Origin of the sequence: Novosphingobium rosa NBRC 15208 (assembly GCF_001598555.1) — a bacterium.
GTDB lineage: Bacteria > Pseudomonadota > Alphaproteobacteria > Sphingomonadales > Sphingomonadaceae > Novosphingobium > Novosphingobium rosa.
Genome location: NZ_BCZE01000042.1, coordinates 44866 through 68281, shown reverse-complemented (window position 1 = coordinate 68281; position 23416 = coordinate 44866). Strand labels below are relative to the sequence as shown.

17 protein-coding genes are annotated in these 23416 nt (G+C 66.5%); 6 read left to right on the top strand and 11 right to left on the bottom strand.

Features of this window, described 5'->3' with window-relative positions:
* Position 1 precedes the first annotated feature (1 nt).
* Both SR3_RS16865 and sucC read right to left on the bottom strand, forming a co-directional pair.
* Positions 2–760, bottom strand: a complete 759-nt coding sequence (locus SR3_RS16865; RefSeq protein ID WP_068088712.1) for an electron transfer flavoprotein subunit beta/FixA family protein — start codon at positions 758–760, stop codon at positions 2–4.
* A 493-nt stretch (positions 761–1253) separates the two neighbouring features.
* Complete coding sequence (gene sucC / locus SR3_RS16860) at positions 1254–2456, bottom strand: ADP-forming succinate--CoA ligase subunit beta (RefSeq protein ID WP_068088711.1); 1203 nt, start codon at positions 2454–2456, stop codon at positions 1254–1256.
* Positions 2457–2590: 134 nt separating this feature from the next.
* On the opposite strand from sucC, the gene SR3_RS16855 reads away from it, so the two are divergent.
* Positions 2591–3376 (top strand): 3'(2'),5'-bisphosphate nucleotidase CysQ, encoded by a 786-nt coding sequence (locus SR3_RS16855; protein ID WP_068088710.1) that lies wholly within the window; start codon positions 2591–2593, stop codon positions 3374–3376.
* A 223-nt stretch (positions 3377–3599) separates the two neighbouring features.
* On the opposite strand, the gene SR3_RS16850 is transcribed toward SR3_RS16855, so the two are convergent.
* Both SR3_RS16850 and SR3_RS16845 read right to left on the bottom strand, forming a co-directional pair.
* Positions 3600–4865, bottom strand: coding sequence for an ABC transporter permease (locus SR3_RS16850; RefSeq protein ID WP_084455650.1), 1266 nt, complete (start codon positions 4863–4865; stop codon positions 3600–3602).
* Positions 4865–5866 carry an ABC transporter ATP-binding protein gene (locus SR3_RS16845; protein ID WP_068088708.1) on the bottom strand — a complete coding sequence of 334 codons (1002 nt, stop codon included), beginning with the start codon at positions 5864–5866 and terminating at the stop codon, positions 4865–4867. The genes SR3_RS16850 and SR3_RS16845 overlap by 1 nt, the downstream gene beginning before the upstream one ends.
* Before the next feature lie 41 nt (positions 5867–5907).
* On the opposite strand from SR3_RS16845, the gene queG reads away from it, so the two are divergent.
* Positions 5908–6981, top strand: a complete 1074-nt coding sequence (gene queG / locus SR3_RS16840) for a tRNA epoxyqueuosine(34) reductase QueG (RefSeq protein ID WP_068088705.1) — start codon at positions 5908–5910, stop codon at positions 6979–6981.
* Between the two features lie 244 nt (positions 6982–7225).
* Here queG and SR3_RS16835 read toward each other — a convergent pair whose 3' ends face one another.
* From SR3_RS16835 to SR3_RS16815, 5 genes are all read right to left on the bottom strand, one after another.
* A complete protein-coding gene (locus tag SR3_RS16835) occupies positions 7226–11968 on the bottom strand; it encodes an NAD-glutamate dehydrogenase domain-containing protein (protein ID WP_068088703.1) in 4743 nt (1580 codons plus the stop codon).
* 79 nt (positions 11969–12047) lie between these two features.
* Complete coding sequence (locus SR3_RS16830; RefSeq protein WP_157098916.1) at positions 12048–12986, bottom strand: tetratricopeptide repeat protein; 939 nt, start codon at positions 12984–12986, stop codon at positions 12048–12050.
* A 15-nt stretch (positions 12987–13001) separates the two neighbouring features.
* Positions 13002–13772, bottom strand: coding sequence for an alpha/beta hydrolase (locus SR3_RS16825; protein ID WP_068088694.1), 771 nt, complete (start codon positions 13770–13772; stop codon positions 13002–13004).
* 102 nt (positions 13773–13874) lie between these two features.
* On the bottom strand, positions 13875–14069 hold the full coding sequence (locus tag SR3_RS16820) for a helix-turn-helix transcriptional regulator (protein ID WP_068088691.1): 195 nt from the start codon (positions 14067–14069) through the stop codon (positions 13875–13877).
* 10 nt (positions 14070–14079) lie between these two features.
* Positions 14080–14499, bottom strand: a complete 420-nt coding sequence (locus tag SR3_RS16815) for a hypothetical protein (RefSeq protein WP_068088688.1) — start codon at positions 14497–14499, stop codon at positions 14080–14082.
* Between the two features lie 149 nt (positions 14500–14648).
* Between SR3_RS16815 and thrS the strand changes: the two genes are divergently transcribed.
* Entirely contained in the window at positions 14649–16640 is a 1992-nt protein-coding gene (gene thrS, locus SR3_RS16810; RefSeq protein ID WP_068088685.1) for a threonine--tRNA ligase, read from the top strand.
* 262 nt (positions 16641–16902) lie between these two features.
* On the opposite strand, the gene SR3_RS16805 is transcribed toward thrS, so the two are convergent.
* Positions 16903–17457, bottom strand: a complete 555-nt coding sequence (locus SR3_RS16805) for a hypothetical protein (protein ID WP_068088682.1) — start codon at positions 17455–17457, stop codon at positions 16903–16905.
* Between the two features lie 181 nt (positions 17458–17638).
* Positions 17639–19411 carry a hypothetical protein gene (locus SR3_RS16800; RefSeq protein WP_068088678.1) on the bottom strand — a complete coding sequence of 591 codons (1773 nt, stop codon included), beginning with the start codon at positions 19409–19411 and terminating at the stop codon, positions 17639–17641.
* Between the two features lie 222 nt (positions 19412–19633).
* Here SR3_RS16800 and SR3_RS16795 point away from each other — a divergent pair, with 222 nt between their 5' ends.
* From SR3_RS16795 to SR3_RS16785, 3 genes are read left to right on the top strand one after another with little or no spacing between them, the layout of a single operon-like run.
* Positions 19634–21202, top strand: coding sequence for an NAD(P)/FAD-dependent oxidoreductase (locus SR3_RS16795; RefSeq protein WP_068088675.1), 1569 nt, complete (start codon positions 19634–19636; stop codon positions 21200–21202).
* 10 nt (positions 21203–21212) lie between these two features.
* Positions 21213–21593: a GtrA family protein gene (locus tag SR3_RS16790; protein ID WP_068088672.1), complete on the top strand. Its 381-nt coding sequence runs from the start codon at positions 21213–21215 to the stop codon at positions 21591–21593.
* Positions 21590–23356 carry a hypothetical protein gene (locus SR3_RS16785; RefSeq protein WP_068088671.1) on the top strand — a complete coding sequence of 589 codons (1767 nt, stop codon included), beginning with the start codon at positions 21590–21592 and terminating at the stop codon, positions 23354–23356. The genes SR3_RS16790 and SR3_RS16785 overlap by 4 nt, the downstream gene beginning before the upstream one ends.
* Positions 23357–23416: the final 60 nt, after the last annotated feature.

Below are 23416 nucleotides of genomic sequence, written 5' to 3'. Positions count from 1 at the left end.
CTCAGGCCACTCCCAGCTCTTTGAGTTTCGCCACCAGAGCGTCCACGCTCTCCACCTTCACGCCAGCGGCGCGACCGGCAGGCTCGGCCACCTTCAGCACCTTCAGACGCGGCGCGATGTCCACGCCGTAATCCTCGGGGGTCTTCTGGGCGAGCGGCTTGCTCTTGGCCTTCATGATGTTGGGCAGGCTGGCAAAGCGCGGCTCGTTCAGGCGCAGGTCGGTGGTGACCACGGCGGGCAGCGACAGCTTCACCGTCTCCAGACCGCCATCGACTTCGCGCGTGACCAGCACGGCCCCACCATTGATATCGCCCTCAACCTCGACCTTGCTGGCGAAGGTGCCCTGCGGACGGCCCCAGAGCGCCGCCAGCATCTGGCCGGTCTGGTTGCTGTCATCGTCAATGGCCTGCTTGCCCAGCACGATCAGGCCGGGCTCTTCCTCGGCGGCAATGGCCTTGAGGATCTTGGCGACGGCCAGCGGCTCGACGGTTTCTTCGGTCTGTACCAGAATCGCGCGGTCGGCGCCCATGGCCAGCGCCGTGCGCAGCGTATCCGCCGCCTTGGCCACGCCGATCGACACAGCAATCACCTCGGTCGCGACGCCCTTTTCCTTCAGGCGCACCGCTTCCTCGACGGCGATTTCGTCGAAGGGGTTCATGCTCATCTTCACATTGGCAAGGTCAACGCCAGTGCCATCCTGCTTCACGCGGGGGCGGACGTTGTAATCAATCACCCGCTTCACGGGGACGAGAATCTTCATGGGGCCAGTGCCTTTCCATTGCAGGAGGGGCTTAAGCGATCGGTTAAGCCGCCACGCCCCGGCATTGCGCGATGCGACGCATCCGTCAAGAGGCCGGAGGCAGTTTGGTTTACGTTTAGGTCAGTTGAGCAGGGGAAATAAGAAAGGAAGATGCGAGGGGGTTACCCCCTCGTGCTCCCAATCCGTCTTCCGGCTCATGGGCAGTGGCACCGAATCGTCGCGCCCAATCTCTCCACCTGCGCTGCCTAAAGCGCCGCAGGCATGAGGAAAATGGGGTATCGCAGCGCTGTTGGCGCAGAACGTTCCTGCCTGCGGCGCTGCCACCTTGCTCCATGGCCGAACCCATAGCGCCAGGGTAGACATGCCCGGGAGCGCGAGGGGGTAACCCCCTCGCATTTTTTCTTTGTCCCCTGAAACCCTGAAACTTGAAACCGGGCAAAGAAAAAGCCCCCGCCGGATGGCGAGGGCTCTTCCTGAAAGCCGCAAGGATGGATCAGGCCGAAACCTTGGCCACCTCGGCAACGATCTTCTTCGCGGCGTCGCCCAGATCGGCAGCGGCCACGATGGGCAGGCCCGAGTTGTTCAGGATGTCCTTGCCCTTCTCGACGTTGGTGCCCTCGAGACGGACGACCAGCGGAACCGAGAGGTTCACTTCCTTGGCGGCGGCCACGATACCATCGGCGATGATGTCGCACTTCATGATGCCACCGAAGATGTTGACCAGAATGCCCTTCACGGCGGGGTCCGACAGAATGATCTTGAAGGCAGCCGTCACCTTCTCGGTGGTGGCGCCGCCGCCCACGTCGAGGAAGTTGGCGGGGAACGCGCCGTTCAGCTTGATGATGTCCATCGTCGCCATGGCCAGGCCAGCGCCGTTGACCATGCAGCCGATGTTGCCGTCCAGCTTGATGTAGGCCAGGTCATACTTGCTGGCTTCGATCTCGGCGGGATCTTCCTCGGTCTCGTCGCGCAGGGCGAAGACGTCGGGGTGGCGGTACAGGGCGTTCGAGTCGAAGCTCATCTTGGTGTCGAGCACCAGCAGCTTGCCGGCCTTGTCTTCCACCAGCGGGTTGATTTCCAGCATGTCGCAGTCGAGCGCCACGAAGGCGTCATAGAGCTGCTTGCCGAGGATCTGCGCCTGCTTGTTCTGATCGCCCTTCAGCTTGAGGGCGAAGGCGATGGCGCGGCCGTGGTGCGGCTGGAAGCCCTGAGCCGGATCGACGGTGATGGTGGTGATCTTCTCGGGCGTGCTGTGGGCCACGTCCTCGATGTCCATGCCGCCTTCGGTCGACACGATGAAGGCCACGCGGCTGGTCTTGCGATCGACGACCAGCGAGAGGTAATATTCGTAAGCGATGTCAACGCCATCGGTGACGTACAGGCGGTTCACCTGCTTGCCGGCTTCGCCCGTCTGGATGGTGACCAGCGTGTTGCCGAGCATTTCCTTGGCGAAGGACTCAACGTCCTCGATCGACTTGGCAAGGCGCACACCGCCCTTGGCGTCGGCAGGCAGTTCCTTGAACTTGCCCTTGCCGCGGCCACCGGCGTGGATCTGAGCCTTCACGACATAGAGCGGCCCGGGCAGCTGCTTGGCGCCGGCCACGGCTTCCTCAACGGTCAGCGCCGCGTGGCCGGTGGGGATGGCCACGCCAAACTTTGCGAGGAGTTCTTTTGCCTGATACTCATGGACGTTCATCGGTCTATACCCGCTGTTGCAAGCCGAACGGCTCCTATTGCGCTGCCGCATAAGCATAGGACTGTGGGGATGAAAAGGAGGATGTGTGATAATGATTATTAATAGCAAACTTTCATCCAAACAGGCCTGACACCGTGATCAACCAGCCCCGTCTGCGCGCCATCATGGAAGAGGCAGGCGCCATGGCGCTGGCCTGCTGGCCGGGCGAAACGGGCGGCGGCAAAGCGCTGGATATATGGGAAAAGGGGCCGAACAACCCGGTCTGCTCCGCCGATCTGGACGTCAACGCCTTCCTGCGCGAGTCGCTGACAGCGCTGCTGCCCGCCGCCGGATGGCTCTCGGAAGAAACCGCCGACTCGCCCGATGAGCGCCAGGGCAGTCTGATCTGGCTGGTCGATCCCATCGACGGGACTCGCGATTACATCAACGGAAGGCCCGGATGGGCGGTTTCCGTGGCCTTGATCAGCGCCGGGCGGCCCCTGATCGGCATGCTGGCCGCCCCCGCGCGCGGCGAATTCTGGCAGGCGAGCGCGGGTCAGGGCGCCACGCTGAACGACTCGCCTTTGAGAGCATCGCGCCGCAGCATTTTGCCCGGCGCGCGAGTCCCGGCCCGGATCTTGCCGCCCGAGGATGCGGACCTGACTCTGGTGGAGCAGCCCAACTCCATCGCCCTGCGCATCGCCATGGTGGCGGATGATCGCGCGGATTTGGTGGCGACTCTGCGCTGGGGGTTCGAGTGGGACATCGGCGCGGCAGCGCTGATCGCGCGTGAGGCCGGGGCGGTGGTGAGCGATGCCTTCGGTCAGGCTGTGGCCTACAACAAGCGCGATCCCCGGGCGTTCGGGGTGATCGCCTGCGCTCCCGAAATTCATGAGGCGGCGGTGGAGCGGTTGGCGGATCGGGCTGGAAAGATGGCCTGAAGAAGGAAGAGACAATGCGAGGGTCATCACCCTCGCGCTCCCTTTACTGTCTTCGTTGCGCTTCGGGTTCAGCAGCAGAGCAACGTCGCTGCGCCGCAGGCAGAGGATTTAAAGCCTGCGGCGCCTCAGGTGGAGAGCCCGGGCGCAAGGGTGGGGCTCCCCCGCCCTTGCGTCGGAAGACGTCATGGGAGCGCGAGGGGGTAACCCCCTCGCATCTTTCCCTTCACCCCTTCCGAAAAATCCCGCGCTTCTTCTTCACCGCCCCCTGCGCGCCCCCGCTCTGCATCACGCGGCGACGGAAGATATGCGCCCCCGCGCGCACGAAGATCAGCACGCACAAGGCCTGCCAGCCCAGAGCCGCCAGATGCGGCCAGAGCGCCTCGTGCAGCGCCGCGCGGCCCAGCATCGCGAAGGGGGAGGAGAAGGGGAAGATCATGGCGGCCCATTCCACCGGCGAACCCTCGCGGGCCATGCCGTAGGAAGCAAAGAAGAACACCAGAATCTGCGCCATCGTCACAGGCATGTTGAGCGTCTGCACCTCGCGCACGGTGCTGGCCATGGAGCCGATGGTGAGGAAGACGCTGCCCAGCAGCAGGTAGCCCATGGCGAAATAGGCGATGCCCAGCACGGTGAACACCGGCCAGCCCACAGCCGGGGTCGTCAGAAAATCAATCGACTGCCCGCTGGCGAGATGCATCACCCCGCCCGCCGCGCCCCAGACCGCGATGCCCACCAGCGAGACGGCCAGCATGGCGAAAAGCTTGCCGAGAAAGACCGCATCCATGGGGATGGCGGCGGCAAGCACCTCGATGATCTTGTTGCCCTTTTCCTCGACGAGGTTGGAGAGGACCATGCCTGCCAGCAGCATCATCAGCAGGAACAGCAGCGTCTGCCCGGCCTGAGCCGTGAGGGCGCGGCCACGGCCTGTCTCGGCGCGCGGGGGCGCTGCGGCGGTGACGGAGAGCTTCACCGGAGGCAGCAGGTTGGCATCGGCAGTGCGGGCATGGGCGACCAGCAGGGAGACGGAGCCTTGCCATTCCGCGATCCGGTCGCGCGGGCCGGTCAGCACGGGATGGTCGAGCGTGCCCGAGAGGATGGCGCCGGCATTGCGGCCCGCCGCCAGTTCGCGGCGCAGCGTGGCGGCGGGGGTGGTGGGCTGGCCCGGTTTGGGCGGCGTGACCTCGAAGATGTCGGGCAGGGTGCCGGCCAGTTTGGGGCCGATGGCATCGTCGGCGTTGATCACGGCCTCGCGGTCCGCGCGCGCCATCATCACGCCGAGACGGGGGACTTCGCTGACTGTGTTGTCGACATGGCCGGTCACCGAACCGGCCAGAGCGCCCACCACCAGCGGGAACAGCGGGCCGATCAGGAAGAAGATAAAACTGCGGCTCCACAGCACGGCCATGAAATCGCGCCGCGCCACCACCAGCGCGGCGGCGAGCAGCGAGAGGCGTCCGCCTTTGACGGGCTCGGTCATCGCGCGGTCCATCACAGGGCCTCCTCATCGCTGGCATCCAGCGCCTTGGCCGCCGCCGCACCGGCGATGGCGACGAAAGCATCATGCAACCCGGCGCGTTCGATGGAGAGCGAAAGGATGCCCGCATCACCCTCGATCAGGGCGCGCAGCAGGGGCTCCACCCCGCTTTCGGGCAGGGAGAACAGCCAGAAGCGGCCCTCCTGCCGCGTGTCGGGCGGCAGGGCGGCGCGCCATGGGCCTTCGCGCTCGCGGGTTTCGAGGCGCACTTGGGGCCGGATACGGTCGCGGGCTTCGTCCACCGGCCCGGCGAAGGGCACGCGGCCCCCGGCGATGATCGCCACCTCGTCGCAGAGGCGCTCGGCATGGGCGATGACATGGGTGGAAAAGATCACCGTGGTGCCTTTCGCCGCCAGTCCGCGAATCATCTGCTCCAGCCGGCCCTGATTGATGGCGTCGAGGCCGGAGAAGGGCTCGTCGAAGATCACCAGGCGCGGCTCATGCACCAGCGTGCCCAGCACCTGCACCTGCTGGGCCTGCCCCTTGCTCATCTGGCGGATCTGGCGGTCGGCAAGGTGGCCCAGCCCATGCTCCTCCAGCAATTCGCGTGCGCGCTGGCGGCCCTTGGCCAAAGGCACGCCGCGCAGGGCGCCCAGAAAGCCGATCGCCTCAAAAGCCTTCATCGCGGGATAGAGACCGCGCTCCTCGGGCAGATAGCCGATGGCGTGGGAGACATCATGCGGCCGCTCGCTGCCCAGCACGCGGCGGTAACCGGAGTCGGGATCGATGATGCCCAGAATCATGCGCAGGGTGGTGGTCTTGCCCGCGCCATTGGGGCCCAGGATGCCGTAGATCGCCCCCTCCGGCACGCGCAGATCCACGCCATCGACCGCCGTGGTGCCGTTGAAGCGCTTCACCAGACCGCGTACCTCGATGGCCAGCGGGCGGGTATCCCCCTCCGCCACAGGGCGGCCATCGTTGCCCTTCAGCGGCGCTTCTTCTAGATCAGCCGTCATTCCGGTCCCCATTTCAACAGCGCAGCAACAACACAGGTTTGATGAAGATCACGCTAAATCCCGCCTTGAAAGAGCAAATTGCCGCTCAGGCGCAGGCGCTCGGCTTTGGCGCTTGCGGCTTTGCAAGCGCGGGCGAAGATCCTCTGCGCGCCGACCGCCTCCACCAGTGGCTGGAGGAAGGCATGCACGGCAGCATGGACTGGATGGAAAGCCGCGAACACCACCGGCGTTCCCCGCAAGGCCTCTGGCCCGAGGCCCGCACCGTGATCGCGCTGGGCATGAGCTATGCCCCCGCCTTCGATCCGCTGGCGCTGGAAGGCGATGGCGAACGCGCCCGGATTTCCGTTTACGCGCAAGGCGCCGACTACCACGATATCGTCAAAAAGGCGCTGAAGCACCTCGCCCGCTGGATCGTCGAGCATTGCGCGAAACAGGGCATCGAGGCAGGGGTGAAGGTCTTCGTGGACACCGCCCCGGTGATGGAAAAGCCGCTTGGCGAGGCCTCCGGCATCGGCTGGCAGGGCAAGCACACCAATATGGTCTCGCGCAGTCACGGCAGCTGGCTGTTCCTCGGCGCGATCTACACCACGCTGGAGCTGGAGCCGGACGCCTCAGGCCGCAACCGTTGCGGCTCCTGCGACGCCTGCCAGACCGCCTGCCCCACAGACGCCTTCCCCGCCCCCTACCGCCTCGACGCCCGCCGCTGCGTTTCCTACCTCACCATCGAGCACAAGGGCCCGATCCCCGAGGAATTCCGCGCGGCGCTAGGCAACCGCATCTACGGCTGCGACGATTGCCTGGCCGTCTGCCCATGGAACAAATTCGCCGAGCAAGCCCAGCGCAACCGGGCGTTTTTGCCCCGCGCCGAACTGGTCGCGCCGCGGCTGGATGAGCTGCTGGCACTGGACGATGCCGGGTTTCGCAAGCTGTTCTCCGGCTCGCCCATCAAGCGGATCGGGCGGGATCGGTTTGTGCGGAATTGCCTGTACGCGGCTGGGAATTCGGGGAACCACGCTTTGGTGGAGCAGGTGCGTGGGCTCTGCGCGGATCCGGACGAAGCCGTGGCAGATGCGGCTTTATGGGCTTTGGAAAGGTTGGAAGAACAAGAAGGATAGATGCGAGGGCCATCGCCCTCGCGCTCCCTTTACTGTCTGCGTTGCGCCATGGGTTCAGCCACAGAGCAAATCTCGCCGCGCCGCAGGCAGAAAGCCTATCGATGATGATCCCACTGCCTGCGGCGCCTGAGGTCATGCAGGTGGAGAGGCCGGGCGCACCGCTTCGGCGCCACTGCCCGTGATCCGGAAGACGTCATGGGAGCGCGAGGGGGTAACCCCCTCGCCCTTATCCCTTCAAACCTTCTTACCTTGCCAGCACATTCCGCGCCTGACTGGCGATCTGCGCCAGCATCGCCGGGCTCACCACCGCCGCCTTGCGCGCGCGGTTGATCATCGCGCGGAAGGTCAGCACGCTCGCGCTGGTGGCTTCCAGCCAGTTTTCCACGGTCTGCCCGGGCGCCTTGGCATCCGCGCGCGCCAGGAACTGGAAGCGCATCTGCTGGAAATCGCGCGCAAGGCCCGCCACCAGCAGGCGCTCCCACGGATCGGCGGGGGAGAGGCGCGCGGCCACGCCCTGCGCCCAGTCCAGCCCGAGAGCCTCGCCCAGCCGGGTGAAGGCACGGGTGAGCGCGATGGGATCGGCGCCATTGCCATGAGCCAGCGCGGCAAGGCCCACCGCGCCGTCCATATCGAAGAGGTGGACGATGGCCAGCGCCTGCTCGCCATCCGCACCCGCCGCCAGCAGATCGCTGGCCATGCGGGTGGAGCGCTCGCGGGTTTCGGTGACCAGCAGATCGTCGACCTGACGCGACAGGGCGGAGATGCCCCCCGCCAGATCCGCCGCCAGCACAGAGGGAGCGATGGTCGTCGCGCCCGAGCGGAGCAGGTCGGCCATATGGCTGCGCACCACATCGGCGGCGCGGCTCATCAGCAGGATGCGCGGCTTTTCAGCGATGGGCGCGTCCTCGATGGCCTGCCAGATGGCTTCCAGCCCGAAGAGCTGCTCGGCGGCGAGGAAGGCGGCAGTGACTTCCGCCAGACCCACGCCCTCTTCCTCGGCCAGTTCAAACGGGTGAACGAAGCCGAGGCGGTTGATCAGGCGGTTGGCCAGACGCGTGGCGAGGATTTCACGGCGCAGACGGTGGCCAAGAATGTCCTCGCGATAGGTCTCGCGCATATCCTCGGGGAAGGCGTGCAGCAGATCGTCGTCCAGCGCGGCATCATCGACCACGGTGGAGGCTTCCAGCGCATCCTGAATCGCCAGCTTCGCGCTGGAGAGCAGCACCGCCAGTTCCGGGCGGGTCAGGCCCGCGCCGCTGTCGGCGGCGCGGCGGGCGAAGGTGTCGGCATCGGCCAGACCTTCGGTGCGGCGGTCGAGCTGGCCATTGTCTTCCAGCATCTCGATCAGGCGGACATGGCCGGGCATGGCATCGGCCCCGCCGCTCTGGGCGATGGAGAGGCCCAGCGCCTGCAGGCGGTTGTCCTCCAGCACCAGCGCGGCCACCGCGTCGGTCATCTGCGAGAGCAGGACGACGCGGCCATCCTCATCCAGACGCCCGGCGCGCTTGGCATTGGCCAGCGCGATCTTGATGTTGACCTCCTTGTCCGAGCAATCGACGCCGGCCGAATTGTCGATAAAGTCGGTGTTGCCGCGCCCGCCGAAGCCGTTGGCGCCATGCAGGGCATAGTCGATGCGCCCGGCCTGCGTGCAGCCCAGGTTGCCGCCCTCGCCGATGACTCGGGCGCGCACCTCTGCCCCGTTGACGCGAATAGAGTCGTTCGAGGGATCGCCCACCGCGGCATGGACTTCATGCGCGGATTTCACATAGGTGCCGATGCCGCCGAACCACAGCAGATCGACCGGGGCCTTCAGGATCGCGGTCATCAGCGAATCCGGGTCAATCACCTCGGCATCGATGCCCAGCGCCACGCGGATTTCCGGCGAGAGCGGGATTTCCTTCTGGCTGCGCGGCACGATGGCCCCGCCCGGCGACATCACCGAGCGATCGTAATCGTCCCAGCTGGAGCGCGGCAGGTTGAAGAGGCGGTTGCGCTCCTCCCACGATTTCGCCGCATCGGGATTGGGGTCGAGGAAGATATGGCGGTGATCGAAGGCGGCGGTGATCAGCAGCGATTTCGACAGCAGCATGCCATTGCCGAAGACGTCGCCGCTCATGTCGCCCACGCCCACCACGCGGACGGGATCGGCCTGCACATCCACGCCCATTTCCAGGAAGTGGCGCTGCACGCTCATCCAGGCGCCGCGCGCGGTGATGCCCATCGCCTTGTGGTCATAGCCCTTCGAGCCGCCACTGGCGAAAGCGTCGTCCAGCCAGAAGTCCTTCTCGGCGGCCAGCCCATTGGCGGTGTCGGAGAAGGTGGCGGTGCCCTTGTCGGCGGCGACCACGAAGTAGGGGTCCTCGCCGTCGCGGATCACCACCTCGGCGGGGTGAACCACCTTGTTCTCGACGATGTTGTCGGTGATCGAAAGCAGGGTGCGAATGAAGACCTTGTAGCTTTCGCGGCCCTCGGTGGCCCAGCCGTCACGGTCCCGCGCGGGATCGGGCAGCTGCTTGGGATAGAAACCGCCCTTGGCGCCGGTGGGCACGATGACCGCGTTCTTCACGCGCTGCGCCTTCATCAGGCCCAGCACTTCGGTGCGGAAGTCGTCGCGCCGGTCGGACCAGCGCAGGCCCCCGCGCGCGACAGGACCGGCCCGCAGATGGATGCCCTCCACGCGGCGCGAATAGACGAAGATCTCGCGCCATGGCAGCGGCTTGGGCAGATTGGGCACCAACGCGGAATCGAACTTGAAGGCCAGCGCCTCGCGGCCCGCTTCGGCGAAAGCGTTGGTGCGCAGGATCGCCAGCACGATCATGCGGAAGGCGCGCAGCAGGCGGTCCTCGTTGATCGCCGAGACCTTGGCGAGGCCATCGCGGATGGCATCCTCGGCCAGCGTTTCCTGCGCCACGCGGTCGGCGCTGCCGGGCTGGTGGCGGGCGCGGAACAGATCGACCAGACCCAGCGTGACCGCGCCGGCGTTCATCAGTGCGTCCACGGCGGTGTCGATGCTGTAGTTCAGGCCGGTCTGGCGCAGGTAACGATACCAGGCGCGCAGCCAGTTGCCCTCGCGCGCGGAAAGGCCCACGCCCACGATCAGGCGGTTGAAGGCATCTTCCTCACCGGCGCCCATCATCACCGCGATCAGCGCATCCTCGATGATCGGTGCATGGGCCAGCACCGGGGCGGCATCCTGACCCACAGGCAGCGCCAGCAGGAAATCATGGATCACCCCCAGATCCTCGCTGCGCAGCGAGGTGGGGATGTTGTCCAGCACGCGGAAGCCGAAATTCTCCAGCGCGGGCACCACGTCGGAGAGCACCAGCGAGGCTTTGCGCTCATAGATCTTCAGGCGCAGGCGCGTGGGCTCGTCGGCGCCAGGCAGGCGGTAGAGGCGCACCGCGCGCGGATGCTCCTCGCCACCGCTGGCGATGCGGCGCAGATGGGAAATATCGATCGCGGCCTCGGCGGGGCCATAGAGCGCGCGGTAGTTTTCGGGGAAGGCCTCCGCATAGCGCGCGGCGATGGCGGCGGCACGGGCCGGTTCCTCGCTCTGGGCCAGTTCGGCTTCCACCGCATCGCCCCAGCCGCGCAGCATGGCCTGCAGCTGCGCGTCGAGCGCGGCCTCATCGGGCACGGCGATCTCGCGCCCCTCGGCGGGGGCCAGCACATAGCGCAATTGCGCCAGATTGCCCTCCTCGACCTCCAGCGACCAGTCGAGCACTTTGGTGCCCGAAGCCTCTTCCAGCAGGGTGGAGATGCGCGCGCGCATGCGGTTCGAGAGGGTTTCGCGCGGCAGCCACACAAAGGCGTAAAGGTGCCGCCCCAGCGGCCCGGCCACCAGCGAGAGGCGCGGGCGCGGGCGGTCGATGATGCTCATCAGCGTGAGCGAGACACGCTCCAGATCGGGGTCGGTGAAGCCGATCAGCTGGTCATGCGGCAGGCTGGTCAGCGCATGGACCAGCACCTTGCCGGCGTGACCGCGCGGCGAGAAACCGAACTTTTCCATCAGTGCGGCCAGCTGTGCGCGCATGCGGGGCACGGCCTGAGGCGGGCTGGCCAGCGCCTCGCTGGTCCACACACCGGCATGGACCGAGAGGGCCGTCACCTGCCCGCCCTCGATCACCGGCACGATGAACAAGTCGAGCGGCACGCGGCGGTGGACATGGGCGATGCGGTTCGATTTGACGATCAGCGGCAGGCGACCGCCGCCGCCCTTGGCGGCAAACTGGTCGAACCAGGCGAAGGCCTGCTCGAAACCGGCGCGGTTCAGCAGTTCCCAGGTGCTCTTGCGGCAGATGCCCAGAGCCCCCTGCTGGCTGCCGTCGCGCAGGCGGGTGACATGGCCCAGCTGCGTCAGCATGCCATCCTTGAACCAGCGCAGCAGCGCGGCGCCCTCGGCGCGGTCCATGGCGGTGAGGCGGCCGGCATCCTCCTCCATGGCGGTGCGCATCGCGCCCCAGTCACCCACGGCGGCGCGCACATCGCCCAGCGTGACCGCCAGATCGGCGGCCAGCGCGGCGCGGGTGCGCGCGTCGGCACGCGGGGTTTCCAGATAGATGACCGATTCACGCGCCACGCCGGGGGCCTCGCCCTCGGGCAGGTCGGTGATGTCGCCCTGGCCGTTGCGCTCGACAGGGACGATGGGGTGGATCAGCCGGTCGATCACCAGACCATGCGCGCCCACCGTGCCCGCGATGGAATCGACCAGAAAGGGCATGTCCTCATTGACCACGGCGATGCGCATGAAACGCTCGCCCGCCGCGCCGGCCACGGTTTCGATGTTGATGGCGCTCTGCGCGCGCTCACGCCTTGCGGCGGAGGTCAGCATGAAACGGGCGGCGGCGGCCAGCGCCTCTGCGCTCATTTCCGGATCGCCGGGGAGTTGCGCCTCATCCAGCCGGGCCTCCAGCCTGGGGGCCAGCCGCGCGATCAGCGCGTCAGGCAAGGTGGCGGGGGTTTGCACTCGGCTCGGCTGGTCGGACATGTGTGTCTCTCTCCCGATGGGTAACGGCCTGCGCCATAACGCGAAGGCCTTGGTATTTATGCCTGATGTGACTGCGTAATCACCCGGGCGAATGTTGGGGCGAAGGTGGCGTCGAACTGGCTTTGGCGGGCGGCACGGTCGATACGGCGTTTGCCCCCGACGTACTCCCGATCTGTTGCAGATAGGCGGCGGCCTGATGCCCCGCCTCGCTCTGCGGGCTGGCTTTCACGGTGGAGTCCCAGCTCTTGCGGGCGGCATCCTCATGGCCCGAGAGCATGGCGATCACCCCGGCCTCCAGCCCGACCTCGGGGTCGAGCGGGGTCAGTTTCGCGGCGGTCTGGATCTGGGTTTGCGCATCGGCCAGATGATTCATCCGGCGCGACAGCGTGGCCGACAGCAGCCAGGCCGGGCCATTCTCCGGCCCCAGCGTGCGCGCCTCGGCCAGAGCGGCGGCGGCGTCATCATTGCGCTTGAGCGCCACCAGCGCCCGCGCCCGGTCCACCGCGATGGAGGTCATCAGGGCAGGATCGTTCACCGCCTTGGCATCGATGCGCGCCTTGTCGAGCGCGGCCAGCGCGCGGCCAGCGCCGCCCTCCTGCGCCTGCGCCGCGCTGGCGGCCATGGCGCCCAGACGCGCGCGGTTGAGGGCATTGTCTCCGGCAGCATCGCGCCCGGCCAGAAAGGCCTGCTCGGCCATGGGCCAGGCTTCCTGCGCGGAATAGGCGTAGCCAAGGCACAGCTCGGCCTCGGCGCGCTGACTGTCCTTGGCGCCGCCCAGCCAGTCGGTGGCCATTTCGGCGGCGGCGTCGGGATCATGGTCGGCGGTTTCGCGGCAGTGAGTCAGCTTGTTCGATTCGTCGATGCGCTCGGGGCGCGCCGTGATCTCGCTGACGGCGCGACGCCGGTTGGGCGTCGTGGGCCGGTCGATCATCGGCAGGCCCAGCGAGGGGGCCATGCCATCGCCCACCAGCGGGCCGGTCTGGAGCATCAAGACAGTTGCGATTAAAACAAGCGACATCAAATACTTCCCGGATCAGGCATCAATCCCTGCCAGCGCAAGAGCCATGCGCCGGATGAGGGCCAGATCCACCGGCCGACTGAGCCGGTGGTCGCCGTCCTTGACCAAGCATAGCTGAACCGCGTCAGAACGTAAAGTTACAGAGAGGCGCAATGAAATTTCCCAAGGGACATCGTCATCCCGCTGGCCATGGACCAGCACCACCGGCACATCGAGCGGAATTTCGGCGTCCAGCAAGCGGTTATGCTCGCCATCGGCCCAGAAGCGGGCGTGAGTCGGCGTGGGCTCGGGGCCGTAGGGATTGGGTTCGAAAATGGTGCGCCCGGCGATCAGTTCGCCCTTCTGGGCGCTGGTGTAGCCCCATTGCGTGAAATCGGGCGCGGCGGCGATGCCCATGATCCCCACGAGCTTGTCGGCGGGCAGCGCCAGCGCCACCAGCAGCATCAGCCAGCCACCCATGCTGGAGCCGATCAGCACCACCGGACCGGGCACCAGCGCCTCGATCAGGGCCAGCACCTCCTCGCGCCAGCGGGTGAGCGTGCCATCGGCGAAATCGCCATCCGACGCGCCGCAGCCCGAATAGTCCAGCAGCAGGCAGCCCACGCCCTTCTCCCGCGCGGCCTCGAAGAGCATCTCGGCCTTGGACCCGGCCATGTCCGACATATAGCCGGGCAGGAACACCAGCGTCGCGCGCTCCGAGTCGGCGGGCGGCGTCAGGCGACAGGCCAGACGGCGGGCCGGCTTTTCGCCATCGGCGGACAGAGTGTGGAAAAGGACGTCGCTCATGACGCCCCTTGTGCCCTTGCACGCGCGGAGGGGGAAGGGGGAACGCGGCGGGTTTGTACGATGTGCGAAACCTTCTGTCAGCCTGAGGGGCTAAAGCCGGCTTCAGGCATCGCGCAGGAAGATCGCCTCGATGGGCAGGCCGAACAGATCGGCGATGCGGAAGGCCAGCGGCAATGAGGGATCGTAACGCCCCGTCTCGATGGCATTCACCGACTGGCGGGAGACCTCCAGCCTCTGCGCCAGATCCTGCTGGCTCCAGCCCTTTTCGGCGCGCAGCACGCGCAGGCGGTTGTTCACGGGCGGGCCCTCATGCCTTTTCGCTGCGCCACAGGGTGATGGCGTTCCAGATCGCCCCCACGCCCAGCCCCATGAACCAGAAGAAGGCCGCGCCGAAACCATGCTGGCCGGGGGCGACAATGTTGTAATTCTGCAGAAAGTCCCAGATCGTCATCACCGTCAGGCAGAAACCGGTGGCGATCAGCGCCTGACGCACGAAGAGCATCCGCCAGAACTCGTCGGGTTCTTCCACCAGCAGGCGCATCACCGTCCAGACGATGCCCAGCACCGGCAGGGCGGGCAGAATCGCCAGCAGAACATTCCATGGCGCGGCCGGAGGAGCGTGCCGGAACAGCCAGCCCATCGCGAAAACCAGCGCGACATACAGCGTGATGAACCCGCCCAACCGGCGCGAATAGCGTTTGATCGCGGGGGAGTGATAGCGTGCCATGTCTGGTCTCCCTGACGTTTTGACAAGTATGCTTTACATAGCATCTCCGCCGGATGTCAAGTTTGCTTTCCAACGGAGGTCGCTCTTTGCGCCAAACCCGCCATTTGCAAGGTTGAGGCGCGCCCCGCTCCCGGCTAAGGGCCTTTTCCATGTCTGACAGCATCACGATCACCCTTCCCGATGGCTCGCAGCGCGCAATGGCGCCGGGCTCCACCCCTGCCGATGTGGCCGCCGCGATTGGGCCCGGCCTGGCGAAAGCCGCGATTGCCGCGCGCATCGATGGCGAACTGGTGGACCTCACCCGCCCCTTCACCGGGGACGCATCGCTGGCCTTGGTGACCAACAAGGACGAGAAGGACGCGCTGGAGCTGGCGCGCCACGATTTCGCGCATATTCTGGCCGAGGCGGTGCAGGCGCTGTTCCCCGGCACGCAGATCACCTTCGGCCCGGCGACGGACGATGGCTTCTATTACGATTTCGCGCCCGCCGAGCGGCCCTTCACCGACGACGACCTGCCCGCCATCGAGGCGGAAATGCGCAAGATCATCGCCGCCAACAAGCCGCTGCGCCGCGAGGTCTGGACGCGCGAAACGCTGATCAGCCGTTGGAAGCAGCAGGGCGAAACCTTCAAGGCCGAATGGGCCGCCGAACTGCCGGGCGATGAAGACCTCACCGTCTACTGGTCGGGCGACGACTGGCTGGATATGTGCCGCGGCCCTCACCTGCCCAGCACCGGCAAGCTGGACCCGCAGGCCTTCAAGCTGACGCGCGTTTCGGGCGCCTATTGGCGCGGCGACCAGAAGAACGCGATGCTCAGCCGCATCTATGGCACCGGCTGGCTGAACAAGAAGCAGCTCGACGCCCATCTGCTGCGTCTGGAAGAGGCGGCCAAGCGCGACCACCGCAAGCTGGGGCAGGAGATGGACCTGTTCCACCTCCAGCCCGAAGCGCATGGCAGCGTCTTCTGGCACCCCAAGGGCTATATGATCTGGCGCGAGCTGGAGGCCTATATGCGCCGCGCCATCGACAGCACCGGCTATCAGGAGGTGAAAACCCCTCAGGTGATGGACGCCAAGCAGTGGGAGCAGTCCGGCCACTGGGGCAAGTACCGCGAGAACATGTTCGTCATCCCCGACGAGGCGCCCAACACCGAAGACGATGGCCCCATCGTCTCGAAGGACGCCGACTGGATGGCGCTCAAGCCGATGAACTGCCCGGCGCATGTGCTGATCTTCCGCCAGGGCATCAAGAGCTATCGCGAGCTGCCGCTGCGCCTTGCCGAAATGGGCTGCTGCCACCGCAACGAGCCCCATGGCGCGCTGCACGGCATCATGCGCGTGCGCCAGTTCACGCAAGATGACGGCCATATCTTCTGCCGCGAAGACCAGATCGTGGAAGAGGTTCGCGCCTTCTGCGAACTGGCCGACCGCGTCTACAAGGACTTCGGTTTCAAGTACGAGATCAAGCTGGCCCTGCGCCCCGAAAAGCGCTTCGGCACCGAAGAGATGTGGGATCTGGCCGAGACCGAGCTGCGCAACGCCGTGGTCGAAGCCGGTCTGGCGACCGAGGAATACGGCTGGGAAGAGCTGCCCGGCGAAGGCGCCTTCTACGCCCCCAAGCTGGAATGGCATCTCACCGACGCCATCGGCCGCACCTGGCAGTGCGGCACGATCCAGTCGGACCGCGTGCTGCCCGAGCGCCTCGACGCCGCCTACATCGCCGAGGATGGCGAGAAGCATCGCCCCGTGATGCTGCACCGCGCGATTCTGGGCTCGTATGAACGCTTTATCGGCATCCTCATCGAGCATTTCGCCGGCAAGCTGCCCGTGTGGCTGGCCCCGGTGCAGGCCGTGGTGGCCACCATCGTGTCGGATGCGGACGATTATGCGGCGGATGCGGTGGCCCAGTTGAAGGCCGCCGGTATCCGCGTCGAGGCCGATACCCGCAACGAGAAGATCAACTACAAGGTGCGCGAGCACTCGCTGAAGAAGGTCCCGTATCTGCTGGTCGTCGGCAAGCGCGAGGCCGAGGAAGGCACCGTCGCCGTGCGCGTGCTGGGCGAGCAGGCGCAGAAGGTTATGCCTTTGGCTGAGGCTATCGCCCTGCTGAAGGGTGAGGCGACTGCGCCGGATTTGAAGTAAGTTAAAAGGGATAAGTGCGAGGGGGTTACCCCCTCGCGCTCCCATTACCGTCCGCGTTGCGCCGCGGGTTCAACCGCAGGGCAACGTCGCCGCGCCGCAGGCTTTAACTTGGCCCGCGCGGCCCTATCCATCAAACATGATTGCCTGCGGCGCTCGGCGCTGCGCAGGTGGAGAGGCTGGGCGCTCCGTTTCGGCGCCACTGCCCTATCGTCGGAAGACGTAATGGGGGTGCAGGGGGCAATGGCCCCCTGCTTCAACCCTATTACTTCCCCTGAGCCTTCGCGGCCTCATCCGCCTCGGCCTTGGCGCGCTGGCGCTCGTCGTAAGCCTTTTCTTCCTTCTCCACCGCCGACTGGGTCGCGGCGGCGTCGGCATCGACATGCGACTCGCGCTCGGCCCGGGCATCCTGAATCATCTTCGAGAAGGCGACATCGCTGCCCAGCTTCTTCTCGAGATAGGCGTTATGCACGAACTGATTGGCGCAGCCCGTCCAGCCGCCCGCGCCCACCGGAGAGCAACTCATCGGGCCGGTCGCGCCAACCATTTCGTAGCTCTTCACGCGCTCGGTCCAGGAGGTGTTGTTGGTGCTGCCCGGATTGCGGAAGGGCTCGGGGATGCGATAGCGCTCGGCCTCTTCCTTGCGGGCGCAGACCACGATGTCCTGATCGTTGGTTTCCGGGCATTTGTCGTCACCATAGACGATGACCATGTTGACCCGGCTACCGTCAGACCCCTGCGCCATCGCGGGTGAAGCCATCCCGCCCAGCCCCAGAGCCCCGGCCAGAACAGTGCTGGCGGCGAGAAGAAGGCGGTTCATGGGCAGGCTCCTTGGCGTTTGGCAGTCAATCTGGGCCTGATATAGGCGGTGTTCGTGTTGAATGGTAGCTGAAGCTGGGCGGGTTGTTCCATTGTTTGGCAAGAAGATTTCAAGCGCGCGCGAGGGCCCGGAGCATCTCTCTTGAGAGATGCGACCAACAAAAACTCCCCCCTCGCATTTCCTACTTCAAAACCTTCACCCCGCACCCTGCCCCCTTGAAGGCCTGAGCCGTCTCGGCAAAGCGCTGATTGGCCTCCCCGCTCGCCGGCCGGCCGAACAGCGCATCCTCCTGCGCAAAGAACGAATCCTGAGGCAGGGCGATGCTCTTCCCCCCGCCCCGGCACAGCCGCGCGGCGAGGGCATCGGCGTCCTCGATCTCCCAGATGGAGAGGCGCAGCGGGCGGTTGGAAAGGTCGGGTCGATTGAGGATCAGGTCCAGCGCGAAGGCGCCGTCATTGCCGCCAATGATGGTGTAATCGGCGCCGGAAGCGTTGATGGCGTCATTCTCATGCGAGAAAGCCGCGTAAAGGCGGTGAGTCAGCGAGCCCTGCGCCACCATCAACCCCAGCGTGCCCAGACTGGCGACCGCCAGAGCGGGGCGCAGGCGGGTGTGCCATGGCGCCAGCCGCTGCCAGCCGAACCCGGCCAGCAGGGCGGCGTTGCCCAGCAGGCCGTGGAGATAGCGATAGCCAAAGCCATAGCCCTGATAGGGCAGGATCACCACCATCACGATCACCGGCAGCACCAGCCCGGCGAGCAGCGCGGCCACGCGCCCGTCGCGAAAGGCCAGACCCGCGCCCAGCGCCGCAAGGGGGATCAGGGCGAGGTGGTTCCACAGGGTGAAGCGCAGCAGGTTGGCGCTCATCATGGAAAGGTTGTGCTCGTTCTGGGCCAGCAGGTCGAGCAGACGGGAGAGGTAGCTGGTGCCGACATCACTCTCGAAGCTGCCCGGCCCCCAGATCAGGCTGTGAGTCACATGCGGCCAGGCCAGCCAGAACAGGCCACTGGCGCCATAGACCACCCCGTAGAGCCCCAGCCGCCGCCATTCGCCGCGCACCAGCAGCAGGGCCAGCCATGGCGCGACGAACATCGGGTGGAACAGCGGCTGGTGCAGCCCGGTGCCGAAGAAGCCCACGGCCAGCGCGGCGACATCGGCGCGGGGGCGGTTCGCCAGAAACAGGCGCAGCCACAGCAGATTCACCGCCAGATGGGCGGGCATGGCAAAGGCGCTCATGCTGGCGAAAAGCGACTGGCCCGAGAGCAACAGCATCAGCACCGCCACGCTGGCGCCCTCGCGGGTCAACATGGTGCGGGCAATGCTCCACAGCAGCCAGAGCGAGACGCCCAGCATCAGCGGCCCTGTGAAGGCGGAGCCGCCCAGCCAGTTCGGCGCGATCAGCCCGATCAGCGCGCGCAGCCCGGTATGGCCGGGCAGATAGCTGGAGATCCACGCCACCGGCCTCCCCACCGGCAGCATGAACAGGTTGTTGAGCATGGGAAAATCGACACGCCATTCAGGCGGAAGCGGCCATGCAAGGCGGCCATGAGCGTAGATCCAGGCGTCGAATGTCGCCATCTGCTCGTCGCGGGAGAGGTCGTAATCGAGCAGCAGCCAGTGCCGCCCGGCCACCGCCGCGGCCATTGACAACACAGCCAGAACCGCCACGGCACGCGGAGAAAATCCCATGCCGCGCGGCCTGAAGCGGAATCGCGCGATCCGCGCCGTCAGTGCCGAAAGCAGCGCCACGCCCAGCGCCAGCGCCAGCAGCCAGCGGTCCTGCATCAGCACATAGGCGCCCGCGATGCCCTGCCCGCCATGGGGGCTGAGGGTGCTGGCCAGCACGAAGCACAGGATCAGCGCCGCCAGCCAGCCAAGGCAGGCGAGCCAGACTTGCGCGCGCGATGCTTGGGGCGAGCCCTGCGCGGGCCGCCAGCCTCCGGTTCTTCTCTCCATCGCGGGCACTCTAGCGCATAGTCGCGCGCGGGCGGCATGGATTCTGCGCATCCGAATCGGGGCCCGCCGCCGCGAATCGACCTTACCGGCGCGTTCACCGTATTATGGCCCGCAAAACCGGGCTTTTCAGGCCCCTTCCCGCCCCTTCTTCATCATTGCTTAGGCATTTTCCTTCAGGCCTTTTGCAGGGGTCCGGTGAGGGCTGATGTGGCAAGGTTTGGTATGAGCAGCGACCGACAGCAAGCAGTGGATGTGGCGATCATCGGCGCCGGACCGGCAGGCCTGACCGCCGGCTATCTGCTGACCAGGGCCGGTTACACCGTTTCCATCATCGAGAAAGACAAGCGCTATGTCGGCGGCATCAGCCGCACGGTGGAGCATGAGGGCTATCGCTTCGACATCGGCGGCCACCGCTTCTTTTCCAAATCGCAGCAGGTCGTGGATCTGTGGAACGAGATCCTGCCCGACGATTTCATCCAGCGCCCGCGCATGAGCCGCATCTATTACGAGGGCCGCTTCTACTCCTATCCGCTGCGCGCCTTCGAGGCTTTGCGCAATCTGGGCCTGTGGCGCTCGACGCTGTGCATGGCCAGCTTCGCGCTGGCCAAGGCCTTCCCGCGCAAGGAGGTCCGCAGCTTTGAAGACTGGACGATCAACCAGTTCGGCCAGAAGCTCTATTCGATCTTCTTCAAGACCTACACCGAGAAGGTCTGGGGCATGCCCTGCGACACGATGAGCGCCGATTGGGCCGCCCAGCGCATCAAGGGGCTTTCGCTGGGCAAGGCGGTGCTGGACGGGTTCAAGCGGTCGCTGGGGCTGAACAAAAAGCCCAATGACGGCATGGCCACCAAGACTCTGCTGGAAAGCTTCCGCTATCCGCGCCTTGGCCCCGGCATGATGTGGGAAGAGGCCGCGCGCAAGATCGCCGCCACGGGCAAGGGCAGCATCCTGATGGGCCATGGGCTGAAACAGCTCTCGCAGGATGCGCAGGGGCTGTGGCAGCTCACCGCCAGCCATGACGACGGCGAGAGCGTGATCGCCGCGCGCCATGTGATCTCCAGCGCGCCGATGCGCGAGCTGGCCGGCCGCATCCACCCCCTGCCCGCCAGCCTGCCTGAGGCCATGGAGCTGAAATACCGCGACTTCCTGACCGTGGCCCTGAAGATCCGCAGCGAAGACCTCTTCCCTGACAACTGGATCTACATCCATGATTCCAAGGTTCAGGTCGGCCGCATCCAGAACTTCCGCAGTTGGTCGCCCGAAATGGTGCCGGACGAATCCGTCGCCTGCGTGGGCCTCGAATATTTCTGCTTCGAGGGTGACGGGCTCTGGTCGATGGCCGACGACGATCTGGTCGCGCTGGCCACGCGGGAAATGCAGACCCTTGGTCTGGTCAATCCCGATCAGGTGATCGGCGGCGCGGTGGTCCGTCAGGAAAAGGCCTATCCGGTCTATGACGAGACCTATGCCAGCCATGTCGCCGCGATGCGCAGCGATCTGGAAGCGCGCTTCCCCACGCTGCATATGGTGGGCCGCAACGGCATGCACCGCTACAACAATCAGGACCACGCCATGATGACCGCCATGCTGACGGTCGAGAACATCAAGGCCGGGCACCGGGTCTACGACATCTGGTGCGTCAATGAAGACGCCGAATATCACGAATCAGGCGATGAAGGCGCACAGACTCGGCTGCCTGAATCGCGCGCCGTCACGCCCGATCAGGCTGCCGCTTTGGGGTCGCTGCGCGATGTGCCCGCGCGTGTCTCGCTGAAGGCCGAAGCGGCCTGATCCCCTCGCCATGAGCGCCCGGACCCTGCCGCGCTATCTGGGCGCCAGCCTGATCGCGCTGGGCGTGGATCTGGGCTGCTATCTCCTTTTGCTGCATTTCGGGCTGATGCCCACCCTCGCCTCGGCGCTGGCCTATGCGCTGGGGATCGCCGCGCACTGGCTGCTGTCGAGCCGCGCCGTCTTCACTGCCCAGCTTTCGGACAACCGGCGCGGGCGGCTGCGCCAACAGGCCCTGTTCATCGCCTCCGCCCTGCTCGGGCTGGCGGTGACGAGCGGCGTCGTCGGCGCGCTGACCATGCTGGGTATCGATCCGCGACTGGCCAAACTCGCCGCCATCGGCGCCAGCTTCATCCTCACCTGGCTGGTGCGCGACAGGCTGGTCTTCGCATGAACCGCCCCCCCGCTCCGGGGGCCATCCTGCCACCGCTGCTGCGGGGCACGAAAGGCCTGCTGCTGGTCTGGCTGGTCGCCAGCCTGATCCTGCTGGCCATCGCCGCGCCCATGCTGCCGGGCATGCAGGCGAAAGACCCCGACGATTTCATGCGCCTGCTGGAGGTGCGCGACTGGCTCTCCGGGCAAAGCTGGTGGGATGTCCGCCAGCACCGCATGCTGCCCCCGCTGGGGGCGGATATGCACTGGTCGCGGCTGGTCGACCTGCCGATCGCCGCGACGCTGCTGGTCTTCCGCCTGTTCCTTGCCGAGCCCGCCGCCTCCACCGCCGCCATGGCGCTGGTGCCGCTGATCGAGCTGCTGGTCGCCATGGCGCTGATCCGCCGCCTGCTGCTGGCGCTGGGCGAGCGCGAAGCGGTGGCCTTGGGCGGCGCGGCGCTGGTGCCGCTGTTTCCCGTGCTGACCAGCAATTTTCTGCCGCTGCGCATCGATCACCATGGCTGGCAGGCCATTCTCGCGCTGGCCTGCATGCTGGCCACACGCGAACGGACCCGGCGCGGCGCAGCCATCGCCGGATTGCTGGCGGGCCTGTGGCTGACGATCAGCCTTGAAGGGCTGATGCTGGTGGCCGCGCTCTGCGCCCTGCTGGCATGGCGCTATGTGGCCACCCGCGAGCGCGCGCTGTCCCCTTTCCTCGGCGCGGCAGCAGTCAGCATGACGCTGCTGTTTCTGGCCACAAGGCCGCTGTCATGGCTGGCCCAGCCTACGGTCGATGCCGTCAGCTGGCCCCATATCGCCGCCTTCGCCGCCGCCGCCCTGCTGACCGCCCTCGCCCCGCGCCTGCCGGGACAGCGCGGGCCCACCGGGCGCGCTCTGGCGCTGGCTCCCGCCGCTCTGGCCGGGGCCGCGATCATCTTGGCGGGCCTCGGCCCCGCCGCCGCCGATCCCTTCAGCCGCATGGACCCCATCGTCCGCCGATGGTGGTTCGACTATATCCCCGAAGGCCTGCCCATCACCGCGCAGGATGCCTCCACCACGCTGATGCTGCTCTGGACGCCGGGACTGGTGGCTGCCGGCTGGCTGACTCTGCGCAGCATCCGGCCCGCCACCGCCGCCCGCTGGAACGAGCCCGTCGCCATGGCGCTGATCGCCGCGTTGCTCTCGCTGGTGGTGATGCGCACTTGCGTGGCCGCGCAGTTGCTCTGCGTGCCGCTCTCCGCCGTGATGATCGCCCGCGCCCTGCCCTCCTTGCGCGCCTCTCGCCTGATGGTGGTGCGCGTGGCTGGAACGGTGCTGTGCCTTGTCACCCTGACGCCCAGCCTCGCCTCGGGTCTGGGCAAACATCTGCCTGTCGGTGCTCCCGCGACATCCGCCAGGCCCTCTTCCGCTGGCAGCGCGCCCTGCAGGCTGGAGACCCTGAACCGCCTCCCCCGCAGCCACATCTTCACCACGCTGGGGCTGGGGCCGGAGATCCTCGTCCGCACGCCGCATAGCGTGGTCATCGGCAGCTATCACCGCAACGATGCCGCCATGCGCCAGGTGATCGAGGCCTTCAGCGGCGATCCTCGCACGGCTGAGGGCATCGTGCGCGGGCAGCATGCCGCCTATGTCGTGCTTTGCGACAGTGATCCGGAGAGCCATGTCATGGCCTCACGCCGGGGGGATGCTCTGGCCGGGGCGCTGCTGGCGGGGCATGGGCCCGGGTGGCTGGAGGCTGTGCAGGGGTTTGATGGGGCTTTGAAGGTGTTCAGAGTCAGGCATTGAGGGAAAGATGGGAGGGCCATCGCCCTCGCGCTCCCTTGAGTGTCTACGTTGCGCATTGGG

What these genes read in the sequence shown, in the direction of transcription:
- SR3_RS16835 (WP_068088703.1), bottom strand. Translation starts at nt 11,968, where the DNA reads ATGTCCGACCAGCCGAGCCGAGTGCAAACCCCCGCCACCTTGCCTGAC.
- SR3_RS16845 (WP_068088708.1), bottom strand. Translation starts at nt 5,866, where the DNA reads ATGACGGCTGATCTAGAAGAAGCGCCGCTGAAGGGCAACGATGGCCGC.
- thrS (WP_068088685.1), top strand. Translation starts at nt 14,649, where the DNA reads ATGTCTGACAGCATCACGATCACCCTTCCCGATGGCTCGCAGCGCGCA.
- SR3_RS16815 (WP_068088688.1), bottom strand. Translation starts at nt 14,499, where the DNA reads ATGGCACGCTATCACTCCCCCGCGATCAAACGCTATTCGCGCCGGTTG.
- SR3_RS16795 (WP_068088675.1), top strand. Translation starts at nt 19,634, where the DNA reads ATGAGCAGCGACCGACAGCAAGCAGTGGATGTGGCGATCATCGGCGCC.
- queG (WP_068088705.1), top strand. Translation starts at nt 5,908, where the DNA reads ATGAAGATCACGCTAAATCCCGCCTTGAAAGAGCAAATTGCCGCTCAG.
- SR3_RS16850 (WP_084455650.1), bottom strand. Translation starts at nt 4,865, where the DNA reads ATGGACCGCGCGATGACCGAGCCCGTCAAAGGCGGACGCCTCTCGCTG.
- SR3_RS16800 (WP_068088678.1), bottom strand. Translation starts at nt 19,411, where the DNA reads ATGGAGAGAAGAACCGGAGGCTGGCGGCCCGCGCAGGGCTCGCCCCAA.
- sucC (WP_068088711.1), bottom strand. Translation starts at nt 2,456, where the DNA reads ATGAACGTCCATGAGTATCAGGCAAAAGAACTCCTCGCAAAGTTTGGC.
- SR3_RS16830 (WP_157098916.1), bottom strand. Translation starts at nt 12,986, where the DNA reads ATGTCGCTTGTTTTAATCGCAACTGTCTTGATGCTCCAGACCGGCCCG.
- SR3_RS16865 (WP_068088712.1), bottom strand. Translation starts at nt 760, where the DNA reads ATGAAGATTCTCGTCCCCGTGAAGCGGGTGATTGATTACAACGTCCGC.
- SR3_RS16790 (WP_068088672.1), top strand. Translation starts at nt 21,213, where the DNA reads ATGAGCGCCCGGACCCTGCCGCGCTATCTGGGCGCCAGCCTGATCGCG.
- SR3_RS16825 (WP_068088694.1), bottom strand. Translation starts at nt 13,772, where the DNA reads ATGAGCGACGTCCTTTTCCACACTCTGTCCGCCGATGGCGAAAAGCCG.
- SR3_RS16805 (WP_068088682.1), bottom strand. Translation starts at nt 17,457, where the DNA reads ATGAACCGCCTTCTTCTCGCCGCCAGCACTGTTCTGGCCGGGGCTCTG.
- SR3_RS16785 (WP_068088671.1), top strand. Translation starts at nt 21,590, where the DNA reads ATGAACCGCCCCCCCGCTCCGGGGGCCATCCTGCCACCGCTGCTGCGG.